Genomic DNA, 19,347 nt, shown 5'->3' on the forward strand with positions numbered 1-19,347 from the left:
TCATTTGGCCGATGCCTTTGCAAGCATGAGCGCAATCATTTCACACGGGCTGCGTTCGGATTGCCAAGATCTTCCGGCCGGGGTGTGCGCGGTATCATGCGTCCGATCACAAGGACCAACAGCACCGCAATCAGAAGGCAGGCGGCCAAGAAGAACATCGGCGCGATCGTGCTTCCCGTGGAATCCTTGATCCAGGGCACGACGTTCTGAGCGATGAAGCCGCCGAGATTTCCGACTGAATTGATGGCAGCAAGGCCCGCTGCCGCACCCGCTCCCTGTAGGAAGCGCGACGGCAGGCTCCAGAACACCGGCTGACCCGCGAAGATGCCGGCCGCCGCAATGGAGAGGAAAACAAACTGCAGCGTATGGTCGGGAATAACGGCAGATAACACCAGGCTTACGGCGCCGACCAGCGCGGGAATGACGATATAGGGCGTCTTGGACTCGGCCTTGTCCGCTGCACGCGGCACGGCATACAGAGCGATGGCGACGAGAATCCACGGGATGATGTTCAGGAAGCCGTTCGTCGTGTTACTGACGCCGAAATTCTTGACGATCGTCGGCAACCAGTAGCTGAGGCCATAGGCGGCGAGCGGGAAACCGATATAGCAAAGCGCCATCAGCAGCACGCGCGGATTGACGAGCGCCTTGAAGCCATCGGCGGCGTTCTGCTCCATGCCGGAATTTTCCACCGCGAGCCGGTCCTTCAGCCAGTTCTTTTCCGTATCGTCGAGGAACGTCGCTTTGGATGGCAGATCCGGCAGGTAAAACAGCGTTATGAAGCCGGCAATAATGGCTGGGATACCGGTCACCAGGAAGACCCATTGCCAGCCGGCAATACCATAAAGGCCGTTCAAGTCCAGCAGCACGCCACCAAGCGGCGCGCCGATCGCATTGGCGAAGGCGCTGAAAATCATGAAAAGCCCGACCATCGTGCCGCGATAGGCCGAAGGATACCAAAGGGTCAGCAGATAGAGTACGCCTGGAAAGAACCCGGCCTCGCAAGCGCCCAGCAGGAAGCGAAGAATATAGAACATGGTCGCATTTTGCGTATAGGCAAGCGCGACCGTGACCGCACCCCAGGAGATCAGAATGCGTGCAAACCACCTGCTGGCTCCGAACCTGTCCAGAAGCAGGTTGCTCGGCACCTCGAAGATGAAATAGCCGATGAAGAACAGCGAAGCCCCAAGACCATAGGCATATTCGCTCATGCCGAGCGCATCGACCATCTCAAGCTTGGCGTAACTGACATTCTGGCGATCGATATAGGCGATCAGATAGAGGATGCCCAAAAAGGGCATAAGCCTCCAGGTGATCTTGGAAATAAGCTGCTTTTCATCAATCACGCATCTTCCTCCCTGAAAGGTGGTTATGAGTGATATAGATAGCGCAACTTAGTGTTTATCAATGCACCGAGACATAAAGCTCGTTCGACTTCGTGATGGAAAACGAACGAGCTGGCTTCTTCAAAGCGAAGACACCGATCAGCCGGCGGCTTGCTCTTCAAGCGACGCGTTCGAACTGGGTGCGGATATGCTCGATATAGTGTTGGCCGGGCGACGGCGCTTTCACCATGGCGATCGCCGCCTTCTGCGGAACGCCGGTGAATTGACGTTCTTCACCGTTCTTGAAGCGGATGTAAAGCCGTCCATCATCCGGGCGGAAATAGACTGATTTGATGATTTTTGACGAAACCGGGAGCTCTTGCATGGGTCACCTTACCTCTGGCCCGCTTTGTCGCATGAAAACCGAAATATTGGGTGAAGCGACCTAGTTAATCAAAGATAGAGTTGTATCGCTCGATTTTATCGATTGCGCCCAGCACCTTAACGATCGTGCGGAAGTGCATGCTCGGCCTAGAGAGATGCGAACTCCGCACTTGGCGGTATCGGCTTGATGATGTCGATCAAGACGCCGTTCGGATCGGACGTGATGAAATGACGCTGACCGAAATCCTCATTGCAGATGGCAAGCAGAATCGGCAAGCCGGCCGCCCGCAAGCGCCCATGAACGGCATCGACATCATCCACTTCAAAGTTGAGCAATAGGCCTGCGACCTTACCGCGCCCCTGCAGCGGAATCGTCTCATGCTGCCCATTCAGAATAGCGAGATTGACAGCGCTGTCCTCAGCCGACTGCAGATGGACGTACCAATCACTGGTGAAACTCTCCTGGAAGCCGAAATGCTTCACGTAAAAGGCAGCGGTCTCCTCGACGCGCTCAGTCATGATCACCGGATAATAGCTCGTTACCTTCATGCTTCACTTCCTCCCTCAAAAGACATACAATCTGTCTGTATTATTTCGAATAACATACAGGCTGCATGCATGCAAGATCCGCGCTCCAACCGTGAGAGAACCGAAAAAACCAAGGCTGCACTCATCGCGGCTGCCCGCGCCCTGTTCGTGGAAAAGGGCTATGCCGAGACCTCGACGCCGGAGATCGTGGCCGCCGCCGGCATCACGCGCGGCGCGCTCTATCATCATTTCGAGGACAAGCGTGCGCTGTTTCGCGCAGTTGTCACAGAGGAAGCTCTGGCGGTGACCCGCGCCATAGAGAAGGCAACCCCTGATCATCTTGCGCCCCGCGCCGCCCTGATCGCCGGCAGCAATGCCTATCTCGATGCAATGCGGGTTGTCGGCCGCACGCGACTTCTGCTGATTGAAGGACCGACTGTACTTGGTTTTGTCGATATGAAGCAACTGGATGAGGAAACCACTACCCTTACACTGAAACATGGTCTGGAAGCAGCGCTCAGTCGTGGGCAGGGGTCGGATATCGCCGTTGAGGCCCTCGCCGACATTCTCTCAGCGGCCTTCGATCGCGCCGCCCTCGCCATCGATGCGGGGGGTGATGCGGATCGCTATCGCGCAGCCATTGCACATATGATCGACCGTATTGCAGCTTGACATCATGCTTGCTCGCCAGACCACAAACGGTGGTCGCCCGAAAAAACAATTGAATACCCGCTCGGCTATCTAATGCTGTAAGCGACGAGTAGATTTCGAGCGCTCTCGCATATTATTTAAGCACGCCAATTGCTTGACACTTTTTTAGCCCCCTCCTATGATTTTTACCAAACGATCAAAAACCAGGGGAACTGAAAAATGACCAATGAAATCATACTGTCACGCCGCGCTGTCATCGCATCCGGCATCGCGCTCGGCGTCAGCGCTCTTGCGCCAGCCGCCCGCGCCGCAGCGCCGCTCAAGGTCGCAGGCATTCATGCCTCGCCGGTCGAAAACGCGTGGAATTCCTGTCTTCACAAGGCGCTCCAGGATGCCGCCAAGGAAGGCGTTATCGAATATGTCTTTTCCGAAGGCGTCTCGGGCACGGACTATCCGCGTGCCATGCGCGAATATGCCGAACAGGGCAACAAGCTGATCATCGGCGAGGCCTATGCTGTAGAGAAGGAAGCGCGCCAGGTCGCCGCCGATTATCCCGATACCGCCTTCGTTCTCGGCTCCAGCGGCGAGGCTGCCGGGAGCAATTTCGGCGTCTTCGGCACCTGGAACTATGACGGCGCCTATCTCGCCGGTATGCTGGCGGGCAAGATGACCAAGTCGAATGTCGTCGGCTCCGTCGGCGCCATCCCGATTCCCGAAGTCAACATGCTGATCAATGCCTTTGCCGCGGGCGTCAAAGCGGTCAACCCCGATTGCAAGCACCTCGTCTCCTTCATCGGCACCTTCTTCGACCCGCCGAAGGCGCGTGAAGCCGGTCTCGCGCAGATCGACGCCGGTGCCGACGTGCTCTTCGGTGAGCGCATCGGCACGGCTGATGCCGCCAAGGAGCGGCATATCAAATCGGTGGGATCGCTGATCGATTACACGCCGCGCTATCCCGACACCGTTTTCGCCAATGCCATGTGGTACTTCCGCCCCATTCTCAATGCGGCGATCGCCGACGTCGCTGCCGGCAAACCGGTTGGCCGCAACTACACGGCCTATGGCCTGATGAAGGAAGGCGGCAGCGACATCGTCTATGTGAAGGGCACAGCACCAGCAGAGGCCGAAGCTGCAATGGAGAAGGTCCGCGCCGACATCAAAGCCGGCAGCTTCGAAGTGCCGAAGATAGCGGATCAGCCGAAGTAATCCTTCGGCTCGATCATGACCAGACCGTCATTCACTGACGCCACGGAGCTGGCCGGCGCGATCAAGTCCGGCAAGCTTACCTGTGTGGATGCCATGCAGGCGGCACTTGCCGCCTGCGCCATGAAAGATGAGCTTGGCGCCATTACCTATGTCAATCCTGAAGCCGGGCTCGCGGCAGCACATGCCCTGGATCAGGAGGCATCGGCGTATCCCGAGCGCTTTGCGCAGCGCGCCTTTGCCGGCGTACCGACGGTCGCCAAAGATCTCGGCGGTCCCTTCCCGGGGCTGCCGGTGACCGCTGGCTCTCGCCTGTTCGCCCGCACGGGCAAAGGCGCGGACAGCGATTTGGCAGAGCGTTTTCGCGATGCCGGTCTCTGCGCCTTCGGCTTGACCACCAGTCCGGAATTCGGCTTCTCACTCGCATCCGAACCGGCAATCGGTCCGATCTGCCGAAACCCGTTGAATCCTGTCAGAACTGCCGGCGGCTCGTCGGGTGGAGCCGCGGCCGCAGTCGCCGCCGGTATCGTTGCGATCGCGCATGCGACGGACGCGGGCGGCTCGATCCGCGTGCCGGCTGCCTGCTGCGGCCTTGTCGGACTGAAGCCGACACGCGGCGCCGTGCCCGGCGGCCCCTCCTTCGGCAATCATCTCGGCGGCATCGCCAGCGAACTTGCGGTCACCCGCTCCGTTCGCGACACCGCGCAAATCTTCGATGTTGTCCGGGGAAAGACAAGAGGGCCATACGCGGATATCGCTCAACTCCCGCCCAAGACGGGTAAGCTTCGCATTGGACTTCTGGCAGACACTGGCCAGCGTTACGCAATCGAACAGGATCGGGCCCAAGCGGTGGAAGCAGCGGCCAGTTTCCTCGAAGGCCGGGGAAACGAGCTGATATCCATCCGTTGGGATGAGATGGAAAGCGCCGCTCAGGCCAGCAGCCGCGCGTTTGGCGATATCATTTCCGTCAATATCGCCCACCTGATTGACGATCTCGAACTGGACACGCGTCTCGCCGAGACGATGACGCAAGCCTTCATCATGCGCGGACGCGCCATGCCGGCAACAGTCCTTTGGAGCTCCCTCAATGGCGCCGTGAAGGCTAGCCGCATTCTGTGGGAGATCTTCGACAGGGTCGACGTCATCGTCATGCCGATGCTCGCCTCGGCACCGCCACCCATCGGGTCCTTTCCGGCGGATCATTCGGACACTCAATTGCACCTCGAGCGCATGACGTCCTTTGCCCCTCTTGCCGCGCTCGCCAATATTTCCGGTTTTCCGGCCATCACACTTCCCTTCGGCGAGGATGCGGAAGGATTGCCGCTGCCGGTCCAGCTGATGGCACCAATGGGTGAGGATAAGCTGTTGCTGCAGCTTGCATCCGCGCTCGAGGCTGAGCAACGTTGGCAACACCGCTTCCCGATTGCAGGCTTTCCGGCATGACCGTCCCCGTCCTTTCCATCGAAGGTGTCAGCAAACGCTTCGGCAGCACGATTGCCAATGACAATATTTCGCTGTCTCTAGCAAAGGGTGAGATCGTTGCCCTGCTCGGCGAGAACGGTGCCGGCAAGACGACGCTGATGAGCATCCTCTTCGGGCACTATGTGCCCGATGCCGGTCGCATCCTGATCGACAACGTGGAATTGCCGCAGGGCAAGCCGCGCGCGGCGATCCGGGCTGGCGTCGGCATGGTGCATCAGCATTTCTCGCTCGCGCCGAACCTGACTGTGCTGGAAAACATCATGACGGGCACGGAGGGACTTTGGTCGCTCAAGTCCCAAACGGCAGCGGCCCGCAACAAGCTTCTGGCGATTGCCGAACGCTTCGGTTTGAAAGTCGATCCGGATGCGCGCCTGGGCGATCTCTCCGTTGGCGAGCAGCAGCGGGTGGAAATCCTGAAGGCACTCTACAATGATGCACGCATCTTGATCCTCGACGAACCGACCGCCGTTCTCACCCAGATCGAGGCAGAAAAGCTCTTTTCGACGTTGAAGCAGATGGCCGCACAAGGCCTGTCCTTGATCTTCATCTCGCACAAGCTCGATGAAGTCATGGCGACGGCAGATCGTATCGTCGTCCTGCGCGGCGGCAAGGTCGCGGCCGAAAGACAGGCATCTCAGACCAGCAAGGCCGAGCTTGCGGAGCTGATGGTCGGACATCGCGTCACACGCCCGACCCGCGAAGCGTCGACGCCGGGCGACATCGTGCTCGAAGCTCGCGATATCATCGTCAAGACCGGTGGCGTCGAACGGTTGAAAAAGATCAGCTTCCATGTCCGGGCCGGCGAGGTTCTGGGGATCATCGGCGTATCGGGCAACGGTCAGGCGACCTTGGGGCAAATCCTGTCCGGCACGTCGAACCGCTCATCCGGCGAGCTTCTTCTGTTCGGCAAGCCCGTCGGCGATCTCGACGTTGCCGCGATTATCGAGGCTGGCATCGGGCGCATTCCGGAAGACCGAAACCGTGATGGTGCCATCGGCGAAATGGCGATCTGGGAGAATGCCGTGCTCGAGCGCCTGCCTTCCTATTCGAAGCATGGTCTGGTCGACAAAGGTGCCGGCATGGCCTTTGCGCAGGAGATCATCGAGGCATTCGACGTGCGCGGCGGCAATGCTGCGACACGCACCCGGCTATTATCGGGCGGCAATATGCAGAAGCTGATCCTCGGTCGCAATCTCCATGAGCGACCACGAATCCTGATCGCCGCCCAGCCAGCGCGCGGGCTGGACGAAGGTGCAGTGGCCGCCGTTCACGGACGCATTCTGGAAGCGCGCCGGCAGGGCACTGCCGTTCTCTTGATCTCGGAGGATCTGGACGAGGTCATTGCATTGGCCGATCGCATCCAGGCAATCGTCGGCGGACGCCTTTCAGCGCCCATCGATGCCGATAAGGTCGATGCGCGTCTGCTGGGACTGATGATGGCGGGAGAATGGAAAGAAAAGAGTGGGGCCAATCATGCGATTTGAACGGCGCGAACACCGTCCACTGTCTATGATGATCCTCGCTCCCGTGCTTTCGGTCGTCGCGGCCCTTGCGCTCGCCGGCATACTGATCGCGATTGCCGGCGCACCCGTCCTGGAAGCCTATCGGCGGATTCTGCTTGGCGCCTTCGGCTCTCGGCTTTCAGCTACGGAGACGTTGACGCGCGCCACACCGTTGATACTAACAGGTCTCGCCGCCGCGGTCGCCTTTCGCGCCCGTCTGTGGAATATCGGCGCCGAGGGACAATTTTATTTCGGCGCCATTGCCGTTGCGGCCTTCGGGTCAAAAATGCTCGCCGGCCTGCCCGGCCCGATCCTTATTCCGCTCTTGATGGTGATCGGTGCCATTGCCGGCATGGTCCTGATCCTCGTGCCACTATGGCTGCGGTTGCGCTTTTCCGTCGATGAAGTCGTCACCAGCCTTATCCTGAATTTCATCGCCGTTCTCTTCGTCTCCATGCTGATCGACGGCGTGCTGAAGGACCCGACGGCATTCGGCTGGCCACAATCCCAGGCGCTTGGCGATCATGCCATGCTGCCGAAGCTGATTGCGCGATCGCGTCTTCATATCGGTTTTGCAATTGCGATCGTCATCGCGGCGATCGTCTATTTCGTCCAGTCGCGCACCGTCTTCGGCATGCAGTCGCGGGCAGCCGGCCTCAATCCTTCGGGCGCCGTTTTTGCAGGCGTTCGTCTCGGCTCGACCCTCGTCAAAGTTGCCTGTCTTTCGGGCGGACTTGCCGGCCTTGCAGGCGCCATCGAAGTCATGGGTGTCAAAGGCTATGTCACGACCGATCTGTCCCCGGGCTTCGGCTATGCGGGCATCGTCGTCGCCATGCTTGCAAACCTCAACCCGCTTGGCGTCGTTCTTGCGGCGATCTTTACGGCCACGATGTTTGTCGGCGCTGACGGCATGAGCCGCAGTCTTGGCATCCCAACTTACATCGCCGACGTCACGGTCGCCCTGTCGCTGCTGACCATGCTGATCGCCTTGTTCTTCACGCAATACAGGATCCGCCGATGAGCACGTTGATCGACATCATTGCTTCGGCCGGGCTTTGGGCTGCCGTGTTGCGGATTGCGACACCCTTGATCTTCGGCACGCTCGGCGCGCTTCTTTGCGAGCGAGCCGGCGTTCTCAATCTCGGCATCGAGGGCATCATGACCTTTGGCGCGATGATCGGTTGGCTCTCCGTCTATCACGGTGCCGATCTGTGGACCGGCCTTCTCATCGCGGCGATTGCCGGCGGCATTTTCGGGCTTTTGCATTCGGCCCTGACAGTGACGCTTGGCCTGTCGCAGCATGTTTCCGGCCTCGGCGTGACGCTTTTTGCGTCCAGCTTCAGTTACTACGTCTTCCGGTTGATCGTTCCCGTCGCCGGGACGCCGCCGACCATCACACCGTTTCAGCCGATCGCCATTCCCGGGCTGTCGACCCTGCCCTTCATCGGCCCCGCTCTCTTCACGCAGACCGCCCCGACCTATCTCGCGATCCTGGTGGCGCTGGTCATGGCGTACCTCATCTTCCGCACGCCGGTCGGGCTTGCGATCCGCATGACGGGCGAAAATCCGCATGCAGCCGAGGCACAAGGCCTCAACCCCATGAGGATCCGCTATGGCGCCATCATCGCCGGCAGCGCATTGATGGGCATGGGCGGCGCCTTCCTGACACTTTCCGCCTTCAACAGCTTCTTTCCGACGATGGTGCAGGGACGCGGCTGGATCTGCATCGCGCTCGTCGTCTTTTCGTCCTGGCGGCCGGGCCGGGCGCTGTTCGGTGCGCTGCTCTTCGCCTTCTTCGACGCGTTCCAATTGCGCCTGCAGACCGCAGTCCAGGGTGTCCCCTATCAGCTCTTCCTGATGACGCCCTATATCCTGTCCATCGTTGCCCTTGCCGTCATGAGCAGGCGCGCCCGCGTGCCGCAGGCGCTGATGCAACCCTATCGCCGTGGCGAAAGATAATCCGAGGAGCCGTTCATGTTCGATCTGATCATTCGCAATGCCAATCTGCCCGATGGCCGCAAGCGCATCGATATCGCGGCCAAGGATGGCAGGATCGCAGCAATCGAAGCCTCGATTATCGCCGAGAGCAAGGAAGAAATAGATGCGACCGATCGGCTGGTGAGCCCGCCCTTCGTCGACCCGCATTTCCATATGGATGCCACGCTTTCGCTCGGCCTGCCGCGCATGAATATATCCGGCACGCTTCTGGAAGGCATCGCCCTCTGGGGAGAATTGCGCCCCATCGTGACGAAGGAGGAGCTTGTCGAGCGCGCGCTACGATACTGCGATCTCGCCGTCACGCAAGGACTGCTGTTCATCCGCAGCCATGTCGACACTTCCGATCCGAAGCTGGTGACGGCCGAGGCGCTTCTGGAGGTGAAGGACAGGGTCAAGCCCTATATCGATCTGCAGCTCGTCGCTTTCCCACAGGATGGATACTATCGGGCCAAGGACGGCGTGGCTTCGCTCGCACGCGCGCTCGACATGGGCGTCGATATCGTTGGCGGCATTCCGCATTTCGAGCGCACGATGGATGAGGGCAGAGCCTCGGTCGAGGCGCTCTGCAGGATCGCAGCTGATCGCGGTCTTCCCGTTGACATGCATTGTGATGAAACCGACGACCCGATGTCGCGTCACATCGAAACGCTGGCGGCAGAGACGGTCCGCTTCGGGCTGGAGGGCCGCGTTGCCGGCTCGCACCTGACCTCGATGCATTCGATGGACAATTACTACGTCTCCAAGCTCATCCCGCTGATGGCAGAGGCGAAGATCAATGTGATCCCTAACCCGCTCATCAACATCATGCTGCAAGGCCGGCACGACACCTATCCCAAGCGGCGCGGCATGACGCGCGTGCGCGAACTTATGGATGCCGGGCTCAACGTCTCCTTCGGCCATGATTGCGTGATGGACCCCTGGTATTCGATGGGCTCGGGTGACATGCTCGAAGTTGGCCACATGGCTATCCACGTCGCACAAATGGCCGGCATCGAAGACAAGAAGAAGATTTTCGATGCGCTCACCATCAACTCCGCCAAGACGCTCGGCCTGGAAGGCTACGGCCTGGAAAAGGGCTGTAATGCCGATTTTGTCGTGCTGCAGGCCGTCGACACGCTGGAAGCGCTACGGCTGAAGCCCAATCGTCTCGCGGTCATCAAGCGCGGCAAGGTCATTGCCCGCTCCGCGCCGCGCATCGGCGAACTCTTCCTCGATGGCCGGCCTTCACAAATCGATGGCGGGCTCGACTACGTGCCTGCAAGGGGCTAACAGAGGCCGGGGCCGAGGCTCCATAAAATTCCCAACCATCAACTGCTACCGCCGCCAATTCGACGTCCGTGTAATCACATATAGGCGACTGATGTAAACTTCGCTTTACAACTAACATGTCAGCATGCTACGCACTGATCTCACAAGATCGGGAGGATCGGATGAACGAGAATTTTGGCCTGTCGGCCGCGCTAGCAACACCTTTCGACGCTGATGGCGAGATTGCAATCCCGGGTGTGATCGAGCAGGCAAAGCATTGCCTTGCCAATGGCTGCAAGAGCGTCACCCTGTTCGGCACCACGGGCGAAGGCGCTTCGATCGGCATGCAGGAGCGCCAGCAGGTTCTGGCCGCCATGCTCGCCGCCGGCATTGCGCCGAAGCAGATCGTCATGGGCGTGCTCGTCGATGCCGCAGAAGATGCGGCAGCGCAGGCTGGACAAGCGCTGGCGCAGGGTGTCCGCAACATTCTCCTTGCCCCGCCCTCCTACTTCAAGAACGTCAGCGACGATGGCCTCTTCAAATGGTTCGCGGCCGTTTTCACTATGCTCGGCACGCACGCCCGCGACGTGATCGTCTATAATATTCCGTCGGTGACGATGGTGCCGCTCTCCATTTCCCTCGTTGGCCGCCTGCGCGCCGCATTTCCGGATGTCGTTGTCGGCGTCAAGGACTCCTCCGGTGACTGGCCCTATACCGAGGAACTGCTGAAGACGCATGGCGATCTCATCATTCTGATCGGCGATGAGCGGCATCTTGCCCGCGGCGTTCGGCTCGGCGGACAGGGAGCAATCTCCGGCATGGCAAATCTTCTTCCTCGCGAAGTGCAGGCCATGGCGGAAAAAGGCATCGACGACGCCAATGTCGAGCGTTTCGTCGAACAGCTGCTGAACTATCCGGTCATTCCTTCGATCAAGGCTATTCTCGCCCGGTTGACGGAAGACGATAGCTGGCTTGCCGTGCGCCCGCCGCTCGTGGCATTGAACAGCCAAGATTCCGACACGCTCTTTGCTGCTTTCGGCGCACTGTTTCGCGCCAAAGCAGCCTAACCGAACAGCCCGGAGCTGCCGATGGACGGACCAGGCGAACAGACAACGTTGAGAGAGAAAGCCTATGAGAGCTTCACACGCCATCTCTTGGCGCGCGACGTTCGTCCCGGGCAATTCATCTCGCAGCGGCGGCTGGTCGAGCTGACGGGACTGACGCTCGGCGCGATCCGCGAATTGATCCCGCGTCTGGAAGCGGAAGGTCTGATCAAGACGGTTCCGCAGCGTGGATTGCAGATCGCCCATATCGATCTGGACCTGATCCGCGAAGCGTTCCAGCTTCGTCTTTTTCTGGAGAAGGAAGCCGTTGCGCTGTTTACCCATTCAGCATCGGACGAGACGATCGCCAAGCTTCTGAAGGATCATCGCGATATCGCCGATGCCATCCGCTCCGGCGACAATTCCCCGGAGCTGGAGCTTCACGCGCAATCGGTGGACTGGGGCATGCATGATGCCTTCATCGATGCGCTTGGCAATACGATCATCTCGAACGCCTATCGGGTCAATTCGATCAAGATGCGACTGATCAGTCAGGACAGGTTCCGCATCAACGGCCATGTCGGGCCGGTCATGGACGAGCATTTGAAAGTGCTTGAGGCCATCGAGCGACGATCCGCCGAAGAGGCGGTTACCGCGCTGGTCGCCCACATCGGCGGAGCCCGGGATCGCGCATTAAAGATGTAAATAGCTTTGGATAACAGGCCGCGAATGAGGAGATTTTCGGCCAAAAGGAGGAGGAACCGATGTCATCGTCACTTTTCAATCCGACACGTCGCGGCTTCATGGCCGGCACGGCTGCACTCGGCGCAGCAAGCCTTCTCGGTGTCCGCACCGCTTCGGCAGCCGTCGACTGGAAGCGCTTTGCCGGCACGACGCTCGAAGTCAATCTGGTCAAGAGCCCGCGCAGCGAAACGATCCTCAAATACTTAAGCGAATTCGAGGCTCTGACCGGCATCAAGGTCAATGCCGAGGCGACCCCCGAGCAGCAGCAGCGCCAGAAAACCACGATCGAGCTCAGTTCCGGCAAGCCGAGCTTCGACGTCGTGCACCTGAGTTACCACGTTCAGAAGCGCCAGTTCGAAAAGGGTGGCTGGCTCGCCGATATCAGCGGCTTCATGAAGGACCCGTCGCTCACCGATCCCTCGCTGACGGAAAGCGATTTCGCCGAGGCCGGGCTGAAGTTCGCCAAGGATTCCGCAGGCGTCATGCGCTCCCTGCCCTTCTCGGTGGACTACTGGATCGTCTACTGGAACAAGGCCCTGTTTGAGAAGAAGGGCCTGGCCTATCCCGAAACCTTCGAAGATATGGCGAAAGCCGCCGAGGCGCTGACGGACAAATCGACCAACACTTACGGCTTTGTCGCCCGCGGCCTGAAGAATGCCAACGCGCCGGTTTGGACGACCTTCATGCTCGGCTACGGTACGACACCGCTTTCGGCCGACGGCAAGCTGCAGACGGAATCGCAGGGCGCCGTCGACGCCGCCAAGCTCTATCAGCGCCTGATGACGAAATCGGCACCTCCCGGTGTTTCCGGCTTCAACTGGGCGGAAGCGCAATCGGCCTTCCTGCAGGGCAAGATCGGCATGTGGGTGGATGGCGTCGGCTTTGCGCCGCCGATCGAAAACCCGGAAAAATCCCGCGTCGTCGGCCAGGTCGGCTACGGCGTCATGCCGAAGGGGCCGAACGCGCAGGCAGCTGCGACGACCGGCGACGGCCTCGGCGTGACTGCTGCCAGCCAGAAAAAGGAAGCCGCCTATCTCTTCTGCCAATGGGCTATCTCGCATGACATGGGCGCGCGTCTTCTGCAGGCCGGCGCCGGTGTTCCCTTCCGCCAGTCCATCCTGGAGGACCAGAAGGTCCGCGAGGGCGTGAAGATGCCAGGCGCCTGGCTCGATGCCGTCGCCGGCTCCGCGAAGGTCTCCCAGCTGGCGCTACCCGTTATTATCCCGGTCACCGAGTTCCGCGACATCTATGGTGTCGCGTTGACAAACATGATCGGCGGCGCCGATCCCGCAGCCGAACTGAAGACAGCAACCGCCCAGTTCGAGCCTGTTCTGGCACGAAGCGAGGGGTGATGGCTTCCGTGAGCATTGAAGATACCGCCGCGAAGGCAACCAAAGGAAGGAGCAAGCCGCAACGGCTTGCTACCAACTACTGGCCCTTTGTCATTCCTGCATTGATCGTCATTGCCGCTGTCATCGTCTTCCCCTGGGTCTTCACCCTCTGGATGAGCGTGAACAAGTGGACGCTCGGTCAATCGCAGAGTTTCGTCGGCTGGGACAATTATGTCCGGCTGGCGACCGACGTACGATTTTGGGAATCCCTTTGGCACACGGTTCTCTATACCGTGCTCTCCGTCGTCGGCCCCTTGATCTTCGGAACGCTGGCGGCACTGATCTTCGATGCAAACTTTCCTCTACGCGGATTCCTGCGCGGCATCTTCGTCATGCCGATGATGGCAACTCCCGTCGCGGTGGCGCTCGTTTGGACCATGATGTTCCACCCGCAGCTTGGCGTGCTCAATTACCTGCTCTCGCTTGTGGGTATCGGACCGCAGGAGTGGATCTACAATCAAGCGAGCGTCATCCCCTCGCTTGTCCTCGTCGAGGTGTGGCAATGGACGCCGCTGGTCATGCTGATCGTGCTCGGCGGTCTCGCCTCCGTGCCGCGCGAACCCTATGAAAGCGCCGAAATCGACGGTGCGAATGCCTGGCAGAAGTTCCGCTATCTGACGCTGCCGATGATCTCGCCTTTCCTGATGATCGCCGTCATCATCCGCGGTATCGACGCGATCAAGAGCTTCGACATCATCTATGCGATGACGCAGGGCGGCCCGGGAACGGCATCTGAAACGATCAACATCTATCTCTACAACACCGCCTTTTCCTATTACGACATCGGTTATGGCTCGGCCATGGCAGTGGTGTTCTTCATCATCATCGTCGCGCTTTCCTTCATCCTCCTGATGATGCGGCAGCGGACGAAATGGACCGACGCGGAGGGACATTGAGATGAAGCGTTCGACACTCAACCGTATCGGCCTATTCTTCGTGGCCCTGGTCATCGTCTCGCCCGTTATTCTGTTTTTCCTCTGGATGATCTCGCTGTCGCTGAAATACGAGATCGACAACGGCGCCTATCCGCCGATCCTTATTCCGGATCGTTTCGCCTGGACGAACTACGTCAATGTCTTCCAGGAAAACAACTTCTTTCTCTATTTCTGGAACTCCATTCTCGTGACGGGCGCAGCGACCCTGCTCGCACTCATCATCGGCGTGCCGGCCGGTTATGGCATTGCACGGCTGAAGGCTGAGAAGTCTGCCGTCATCATCATGATTGCCCGCATGACGCCCGGTCTTTCCTTCCTCATCCCGCTATTCCTGCTGTTCCAATGGCTCAATCTGCTGGGAACGCTCTGGCCGCAGATCATTATCCACCTCGTCGTCACCGTCCCGATCGTCGTCTGGATCATGATCGGCTATTTCGAGACGACCCCGATGGAATTGGAGGAGGCAGCAAGCATCGACGGCGCCACACCGTGGCAGGTCTTCCGGCTCGTCGCTCTGCCCATCGCCCGGCCCGGCATCGTCGTCGCCTTCATTTTGTCGGTGATCTTCTCGTGGAACAATTTCGTCTTCGGCATTGTGCTTGCGAGCCGCGAGACCCGCACGCTGCCGGTGGCCGTCTATAACATGCTCTCCTTCGAGCAGGTGAGCTGGGGACCGCTTGCTGCTGCCGCCCTGATCGTGACGCTGCCGGTGCTCGTGCTGACGATGTTCGCACAACGACAGATCATCGCCGGTCTAACAGCCGGCGCCGTCAAGTGACGCAGCCTTTATCTTTTGGACAGGATCACATTCATGGCACCCGTCAATATACAGAGCATCCAGAAGCGCTACGGCCAGGTAAAGGTCATTCACGATATCAGCGTCGATATCGCCGACGGCGAATTCGTCGTCCTCGTCGGCCCTTCGGGCTGCGGCAAGTCCACGCTGCTGCGCATGATTGCCGGGCTTGAAGAGGTGAGCGACGGCGAGATCCATATCGGTCGGCGCGAAGTCAGCCATCTGCCGGCGCGCGACCGCGACATTGCGATGGTCTTCCAGAACTACGCGCTCTATCCGCATATGACGGTCGCCGAAAACATGGGCTTTGCGCTAAAGCTGAAAAAGGCAGAGGCTTCGGAAATCGCCGCTAAAGTGCAGAAGGCGGCTGCCGTCCTTGGCCTGGAAAATCTGCTGGACCGCCTGCCTCGTCAGCTTTCCGGCGGCCAGCGCCAGCGCGTCGCCATGGGCCGCGCACTGGTCCGCGATCCTCAAGTTTTCCTGTTCGACGAACCGCTCTCCAATCTCGATGCAAAGCTGCGCGTCCAGATGCGCGGCGAGATCAAATCCATGCATCAGCGCATTGGCACGACGACGATCTACGTGACGCATGACCAGGTCGAGGCGATGACCATGGCCGACAAGATCGTCGTGCTGCATGGCGGCCTCATCGAACAGGTTGGCGCGCCGCTCGATCTCTACGATCGTCCGGCCAACCTCTTCGTCGCCGGTTTCATCGGCTCGCCCTCAATGAACTTCATCGACGGCAGGATTGAGGAGGGCGTCTTCCGCAGCGACAAAGGTCTGATCCTGCCCTTACCGGAAGGCTTTCCTATTGTTGAGCACGGTGGACGTCCGCTCGTCTACGGCATCCGGCCCGAACACATCCGCGCTGTGGCAAGCGGCCTGTCGGCCAAGGTCGGCATCGTCGAAGGCACAGGTTCCGAGATCTACGCCAAACTCGACTGCGGCGGAGAAGACATCTCCTGTCTGTTCCGCGAGCGGCTCAACATCCGCTTCGGCGACAAGATCGAAATCGGCATCGACCCGGCCAGCATCCATCTTTTCGACAAGGCGAGCGGAAGGCGGCTTTGAGCGCTCTGTCCATCTTCGATCCACCGGCCGGTAGGGCCAAGCACGTCCTTTGTGTCGGCGCTGCCGTTCTCGATACGCTTTTTCGCGTCCGCACCCTTCCGCAGGGTCAGGGAAAGGTTCTGCCTTACGACATGCTGCAGATCGCGGAAGGCATGGCCTCCAGCGCAGCCTATGCCATTATCCGGCTCGGCGGCAAGGCAAGCCTGTGGGGTGCCGTTGGCCGCGACGATACCGGCGAGCGCATTATCCGCGATCTGGACGCCGCCGGCATCGACGTCGGAGGCATGTCGCGCATAGAGGGCGCACGCTCTGCCGTCTCGACCATCCTGGTGGACGATGACGGCGAAAGACTGATCGTTCCCTTCTACGATCCGGAACTGCACCACACCGTCAAGGCATTCTCGGCCGACGAGATCGCCGCCTTCGATGCCGTACTCGTCGACGTCCGCTGGCCGGCGTTGGCGCTGCAAGTTCTCAAGACCGCAAGAGCCATGGGCAGGCCAGCCATTCTAGACGGCGACGTGGCTCCTGACGGCGTCATCGAGGAGCTGGCGCCGGAAGCGACCCATATCATCTTTTCGGAGCCAGCCGCACAGCGTATCGCGGGAACAAGCGATGTGCCCGAGATGGCGCGGCGTCTGAAACAACGGTTCGACCATGCCTTCATCTGCGTAACGGCGGGTGCAGCGGGCAGTCACTGGTTCAATGACGATACCGGCAAGGTCGAGCATTGCCCGACCATATCCATCAAGACCGTCGATACGCTTGCCGCCGGAGACATCTTCCACGGCGCCTTCGCTCTTGCGATTGCCGAGGGCATGGCGGCGGAAGATGCCATCCGCTTCTCCTCTATCGCCGCGGCGATCAAATGCGAATTCTTCGGAGGGCGTACCGGTGCGCCGAGGCGTGTCGATGTGATCAAACGTTCCGGGCTGCTTCATAGGCTCTGACGGCATGAGGATGCCGTCGAAACCTGTCGCGAATTCATGACCCGCTGGAGGCATTTACCTCCAGCCGTTGTTCGTCCTAAGCGAGCGTTTTCTACATCGGTACGGCAGGCCATCTGCAACGGTCGTCACCCCTCCTTTATGGGGGTGACATGCCTGCATGCGTCGGCTATACCAAACGCGCGACCGAAGCAGGAGGATCGCCAGATGAGAAATTTCGGCACCAATTAACGCTGAACGGCGATGCCGAATTCGGGCTGCCGCTCAGTCCGTTCTTGTCTCCCATATCCTCTTCAGTGCCCATGGAGGGCATTCATGCTTCGTCGTTTCGTTTCTTATTACGCGCGTTACAAGACGCTGTTTTTCCTGGATTTCGGCTGCGCCGTGCTCGCCGGCCTGCTGGAACTCGGCTTCCCTCTGGCAGTCAAGCTTTTCGTTGATGAACTGCTTCCAAGCCGCGACTGGAGCCTGATCTTTACGACGGTGGTGCTGCTCCTCGTCGTCTACGCGGTGGCGACCGGCCTTTCGGCGATCGTCAACTATTGGGGCCATGCGCTTGGTATCTCGATCGAATCCGACATGCGCCGCCAGGCCTTCGATCATATCCAGAAGCTTTCCTTCCGTTATTTCGACAACAACCGCACCGGCCATCTGATTACCCACGTCACCAAGGATCTCGAGGAAGTGGGCGAGATCGCCCACCATGGCCCCGAGGACCTGTTCATCGCGATCATGACCTTCGTCGGGGCCTTCCTGCTGATGTTCAGCGTCCATTGGAAGCTGGCGCTGCTGACGACGATCATCGTGCCGTTCATGACCTGGCTCGTCAGCCGCTACGGCTCGAAAATGACGCTGAATTCGCGCAGCCTGTTCGGCAAGGTCGGCAACTTCAACACGCGCATGCAGGAAACAGTCGGCGGCATCCGTGTGGTCAAGGCTTTTGCCAATGAACGATACGAAAGCCAGCTGTTTGCCAGCGACAACGAGGATTACAAGGCGTCCAAGCTCGACGGCTATGCCTATATGACGGCAAGCATCGCACTCAGCTATTTCAGCACGCGCCTCGTCCAGCTGATCGTGATGATGGCGGGTACCTGGTTCGTCATATCGGGGGAGCTGAGCTATGGCGGCTTCATCAGCTTCCTGCTGCTCATCAACGTCTTCTTCCGGCCGATCGACAAGATCACATCGGTCATCGAGACCTATCCCAAGGTATTGCCGGCTTCAAACGCTTCCTATCATTGATCGACACGGAACCGGATCTTGCCGATCGGCCGAATGCTGTCGCGATCGATCACCTGAAAGGCGATATCGCCTACCAGGGCGTTACCTTCGGCTATTCCGATCAGGCGACGATCTTCAAGGATCTGAACCTGACTATCGCATCGGGCGAGACGGTGGCCTTCGTGGGCGCCTCCGGCACCGGCAAGACAACGATCTGCTCGTTGCTGCCGCGCTTCTACGATGTGACGGCTGGCAGCATTACCATCGACGGCACCGACATTCGCGATATGACGCAGACCTCGCTACGCAGCCAGATCGGCATCGTGCAGCAGGACGTCTTCCTGTTCGGTTCGACCATCCGCGAGAACATCGCCTATGGAAAGCTCGGCGCGACGGACGACGATATCATGAAGGCGCTGCGGCGCGCCTCGCTTGACGAATTCGTCCGCTCCCTGCCCGCCGGCCTCGATACGCCGACAGGCGAGCGCGGCGTCAAGCTTTCGGGCGGACAGAAACAACGCCTTGCGATCGCCCGCATCTTCTTGAAAGACCCGCCGATCCTCATCCTTGACGAGGCCACCTCGGCGCTCGATACGGCCACCGAATACGCCATCCAGCAGGCACTGCTCGAGCTTGCGAAGGGACGCACGACACTGGTCGTCGCTCATCGACTGTCGACCATCCGCAATGCCGACCGCATCATCGTTATGGGCGACAAGGGCATTGTCGAAGAGGGATCGCATGACGAGCTGCTCGCCGGGCGCGGCGCTTATGCGCGGCTATATGATGCACAGTTCGGGCTTTATGCCTGATTTTGGCTGAAACATCAAAAAAAACAGGAGCCGGGCTCGGCGGCCCGGCCTTCTTCTAAC

17 protein-coding genes and 1 pseudogene are annotated in these 19,347 nt (G+C 59.7%); 15 read left to right on the forward strand and 3 right to left on the reverse strand.

The window, feature by feature from the left end:
- Positions 1–35: 35 nt before the first annotated feature.
- The 3 genes from AC13RC_RS15710 to AC13RC_RS15720 all read right to left on the reverse strand — a co-directional run bounded on the left by AC13RC_RS15710 (position 36) and on the right by AC13RC_RS15720 (position 2,258).
- On the reverse strand, positions 36–1,346 hold the full coding sequence (locus AC13RC_RS15710; protein WP_488557703.1) for an MFS transporter: 1,311 nt from the start codon (positions 1,344–1,346) through the stop codon (positions 36–38).
- Between the two features lie 157 nt (positions 1,347–1,503).
- On the reverse strand, positions 1,504–1,710 hold the full coding sequence (locus AC13RC_RS15715; RefSeq protein ID WP_092706279.1) for a KTSC domain-containing protein: 207 nt from the start codon (positions 1,708–1,710) through the stop codon (positions 1,504–1,506).
- A gap of 146 nt (positions 1,711–1,856) precedes the next feature.
- Positions 1,857–2,258: a VOC family protein gene (locus tag AC13RC_RS15720; RefSeq protein WP_488557704.1), complete on the reverse strand. Its 402-nt coding sequence runs from the start codon at positions 2,256–2,258 to the stop codon at positions 1,857–1,859.
- 69 nt (positions 2,259–2,327) lie between these two features.
- Between AC13RC_RS15720 and AC13RC_RS15725 the strand changes: the two genes are divergently transcribed.
- The 15 genes and pseudogenes from AC13RC_RS15725 (at position 2,328) to AC13RC_RS15795 (ending at position 19,287) form a co-directional block, all read left to right on the forward strand.
- Complete coding sequence (locus tag AC13RC_RS15725) at positions 2,328–2,909, forward strand: TetR/AcrR family transcriptional regulator (RefSeq protein ID WP_113333270.1); 582 nt, start codon at positions 2,328–2,330, stop codon at positions 2,907–2,909.
- Between the two features lie 198 nt (positions 2,910–3,107).
- The gene (locus tag AC13RC_RS15730; RefSeq protein WP_488557705.1) at positions 3,108–4,094 is read left to right on the forward strand and encodes a BMP family protein; all 987 of its coding nucleotides are present in this window, start codon (positions 3,108–3,110) and stop codon (positions 4,092–4,094) included.
- A 15-nt stretch (positions 4,095–4,109) separates the two neighbouring features.
- A complete protein-coding gene (locus AC13RC_RS15735; protein WP_488557706.1) occupies positions 4,110–5,534 on the forward strand; it encodes an amidase in 1,425 nt (474 codons plus the stop codon).
- Positions 5,531–7,057 carry an ABC transporter ATP-binding protein gene (locus AC13RC_RS15740; protein WP_488557707.1) on the forward strand — a complete coding sequence of 509 codons (1,527 nt, stop codon included), beginning with the start codon at positions 5,531–5,533 and terminating at the stop codon, positions 7,055–7,057. Before AC13RC_RS15735 ends, AC13RC_RS15740 begins: the two co-directional genes overlap by 4 nt.
- Positions 7,047–8,096, forward strand: a complete 1,050-nt coding sequence (locus tag AC13RC_RS15745) for an ABC transporter permease (RefSeq protein WP_113353671.1) — start codon at positions 7,047–7,049, stop codon at positions 8,094–8,096. The genes AC13RC_RS15740 and AC13RC_RS15745 overlap by 11 nt, the downstream gene beginning before the upstream one ends.
- Positions 8,093–9,034: an ABC transporter permease gene (locus AC13RC_RS15750; protein ID WP_488557708.1), complete on the forward strand. Its 942-nt coding sequence runs from the start codon at positions 8,093–8,095 to the stop codon at positions 9,032–9,034. Before AC13RC_RS15745 ends, AC13RC_RS15750 begins: the two co-directional genes overlap by 4 nt.
- A 15-nt stretch (positions 9,035–9,049) precedes the next feature.
- A complete protein-coding gene (locus AC13RC_RS15755; RefSeq protein WP_488557709.1) occupies positions 9,050–10,342 on the forward strand; it encodes an amidohydrolase family protein in 1,293 nt (430 codons plus the stop codon).
- 161 nt (positions 10,343–10,503) lie between these two features.
- A complete protein-coding gene (locus tag AC13RC_RS15760) occupies positions 10,504–11,388 on the forward strand; it encodes a dihydrodipicolinate synthase family protein (RefSeq protein ID WP_488557710.1) in 885 nt (294 codons plus the stop codon).
- Between the two features lie 21 nt (positions 11,389–11,409).
- A complete protein-coding gene (locus tag AC13RC_RS15765) occupies positions 11,410–12,069 on the forward strand; it encodes a GntR family transcriptional regulator (protein WP_113333262.1) in 660 nt (219 codons plus the stop codon).
- A gap of 59 nt (positions 12,070–12,128) precedes the next feature.
- Positions 12,129–13,460: an ABC transporter substrate-binding protein gene (locus AC13RC_RS15770; RefSeq protein WP_488557711.1), complete on the forward strand. Its 1,332-nt coding sequence runs from the start codon at positions 12,129–12,131 to the stop codon at positions 13,458–13,460.
- Positions 13,460–14,395, forward strand: a complete 936-nt coding sequence (locus tag AC13RC_RS15775; protein ID WP_488557712.1) for a carbohydrate ABC transporter permease — start codon at positions 13,460–13,462, stop codon at positions 14,393–14,395. Before AC13RC_RS15770 ends, AC13RC_RS15775 begins: the two co-directional genes overlap by 1 nt.
- A gap of 1 nt (position 14,396) precedes the next feature.
- Positions 14,397–15,212 (forward strand): carbohydrate ABC transporter permease, encoded by an 816-nt coding sequence (locus AC13RC_RS15780; protein WP_488557713.1) that lies wholly within the window; start codon positions 14,397–14,399, stop codon positions 15,210–15,212.
- A 33-nt stretch (positions 15,213–15,245) separates the two neighbouring features.
- Positions 15,246–16,304: an ABC transporter ATP-binding protein gene (locus tag AC13RC_RS15785; protein WP_488557714.1), complete on the forward strand. Its 1,059-nt coding sequence runs from the start codon at positions 15,246–15,248 to the stop codon at positions 16,302–16,304.
- Positions 16,301–17,254, forward strand: a complete 954-nt coding sequence (locus AC13RC_RS15790; protein WP_145318176.1) for a sugar kinase — start codon at positions 16,301–16,303, stop codon at positions 17,252–17,254. Before AC13RC_RS15785 ends, AC13RC_RS15790 begins: the two co-directional genes overlap by 4 nt.
- A gap of 312 nt (positions 17,255–17,566) precedes the next feature.
- Positions 17,567–19,287, forward strand: a pseudogene (locus AC13RC_RS15795) (ABC transporter ATP-binding protein).
- Positions 19,288–19,347 lie beyond the last annotated feature (60 nt).

The sequence above is a fragment of the Martinezella sp. CNPSo 3890 genome (assembly GCF_057784455.1).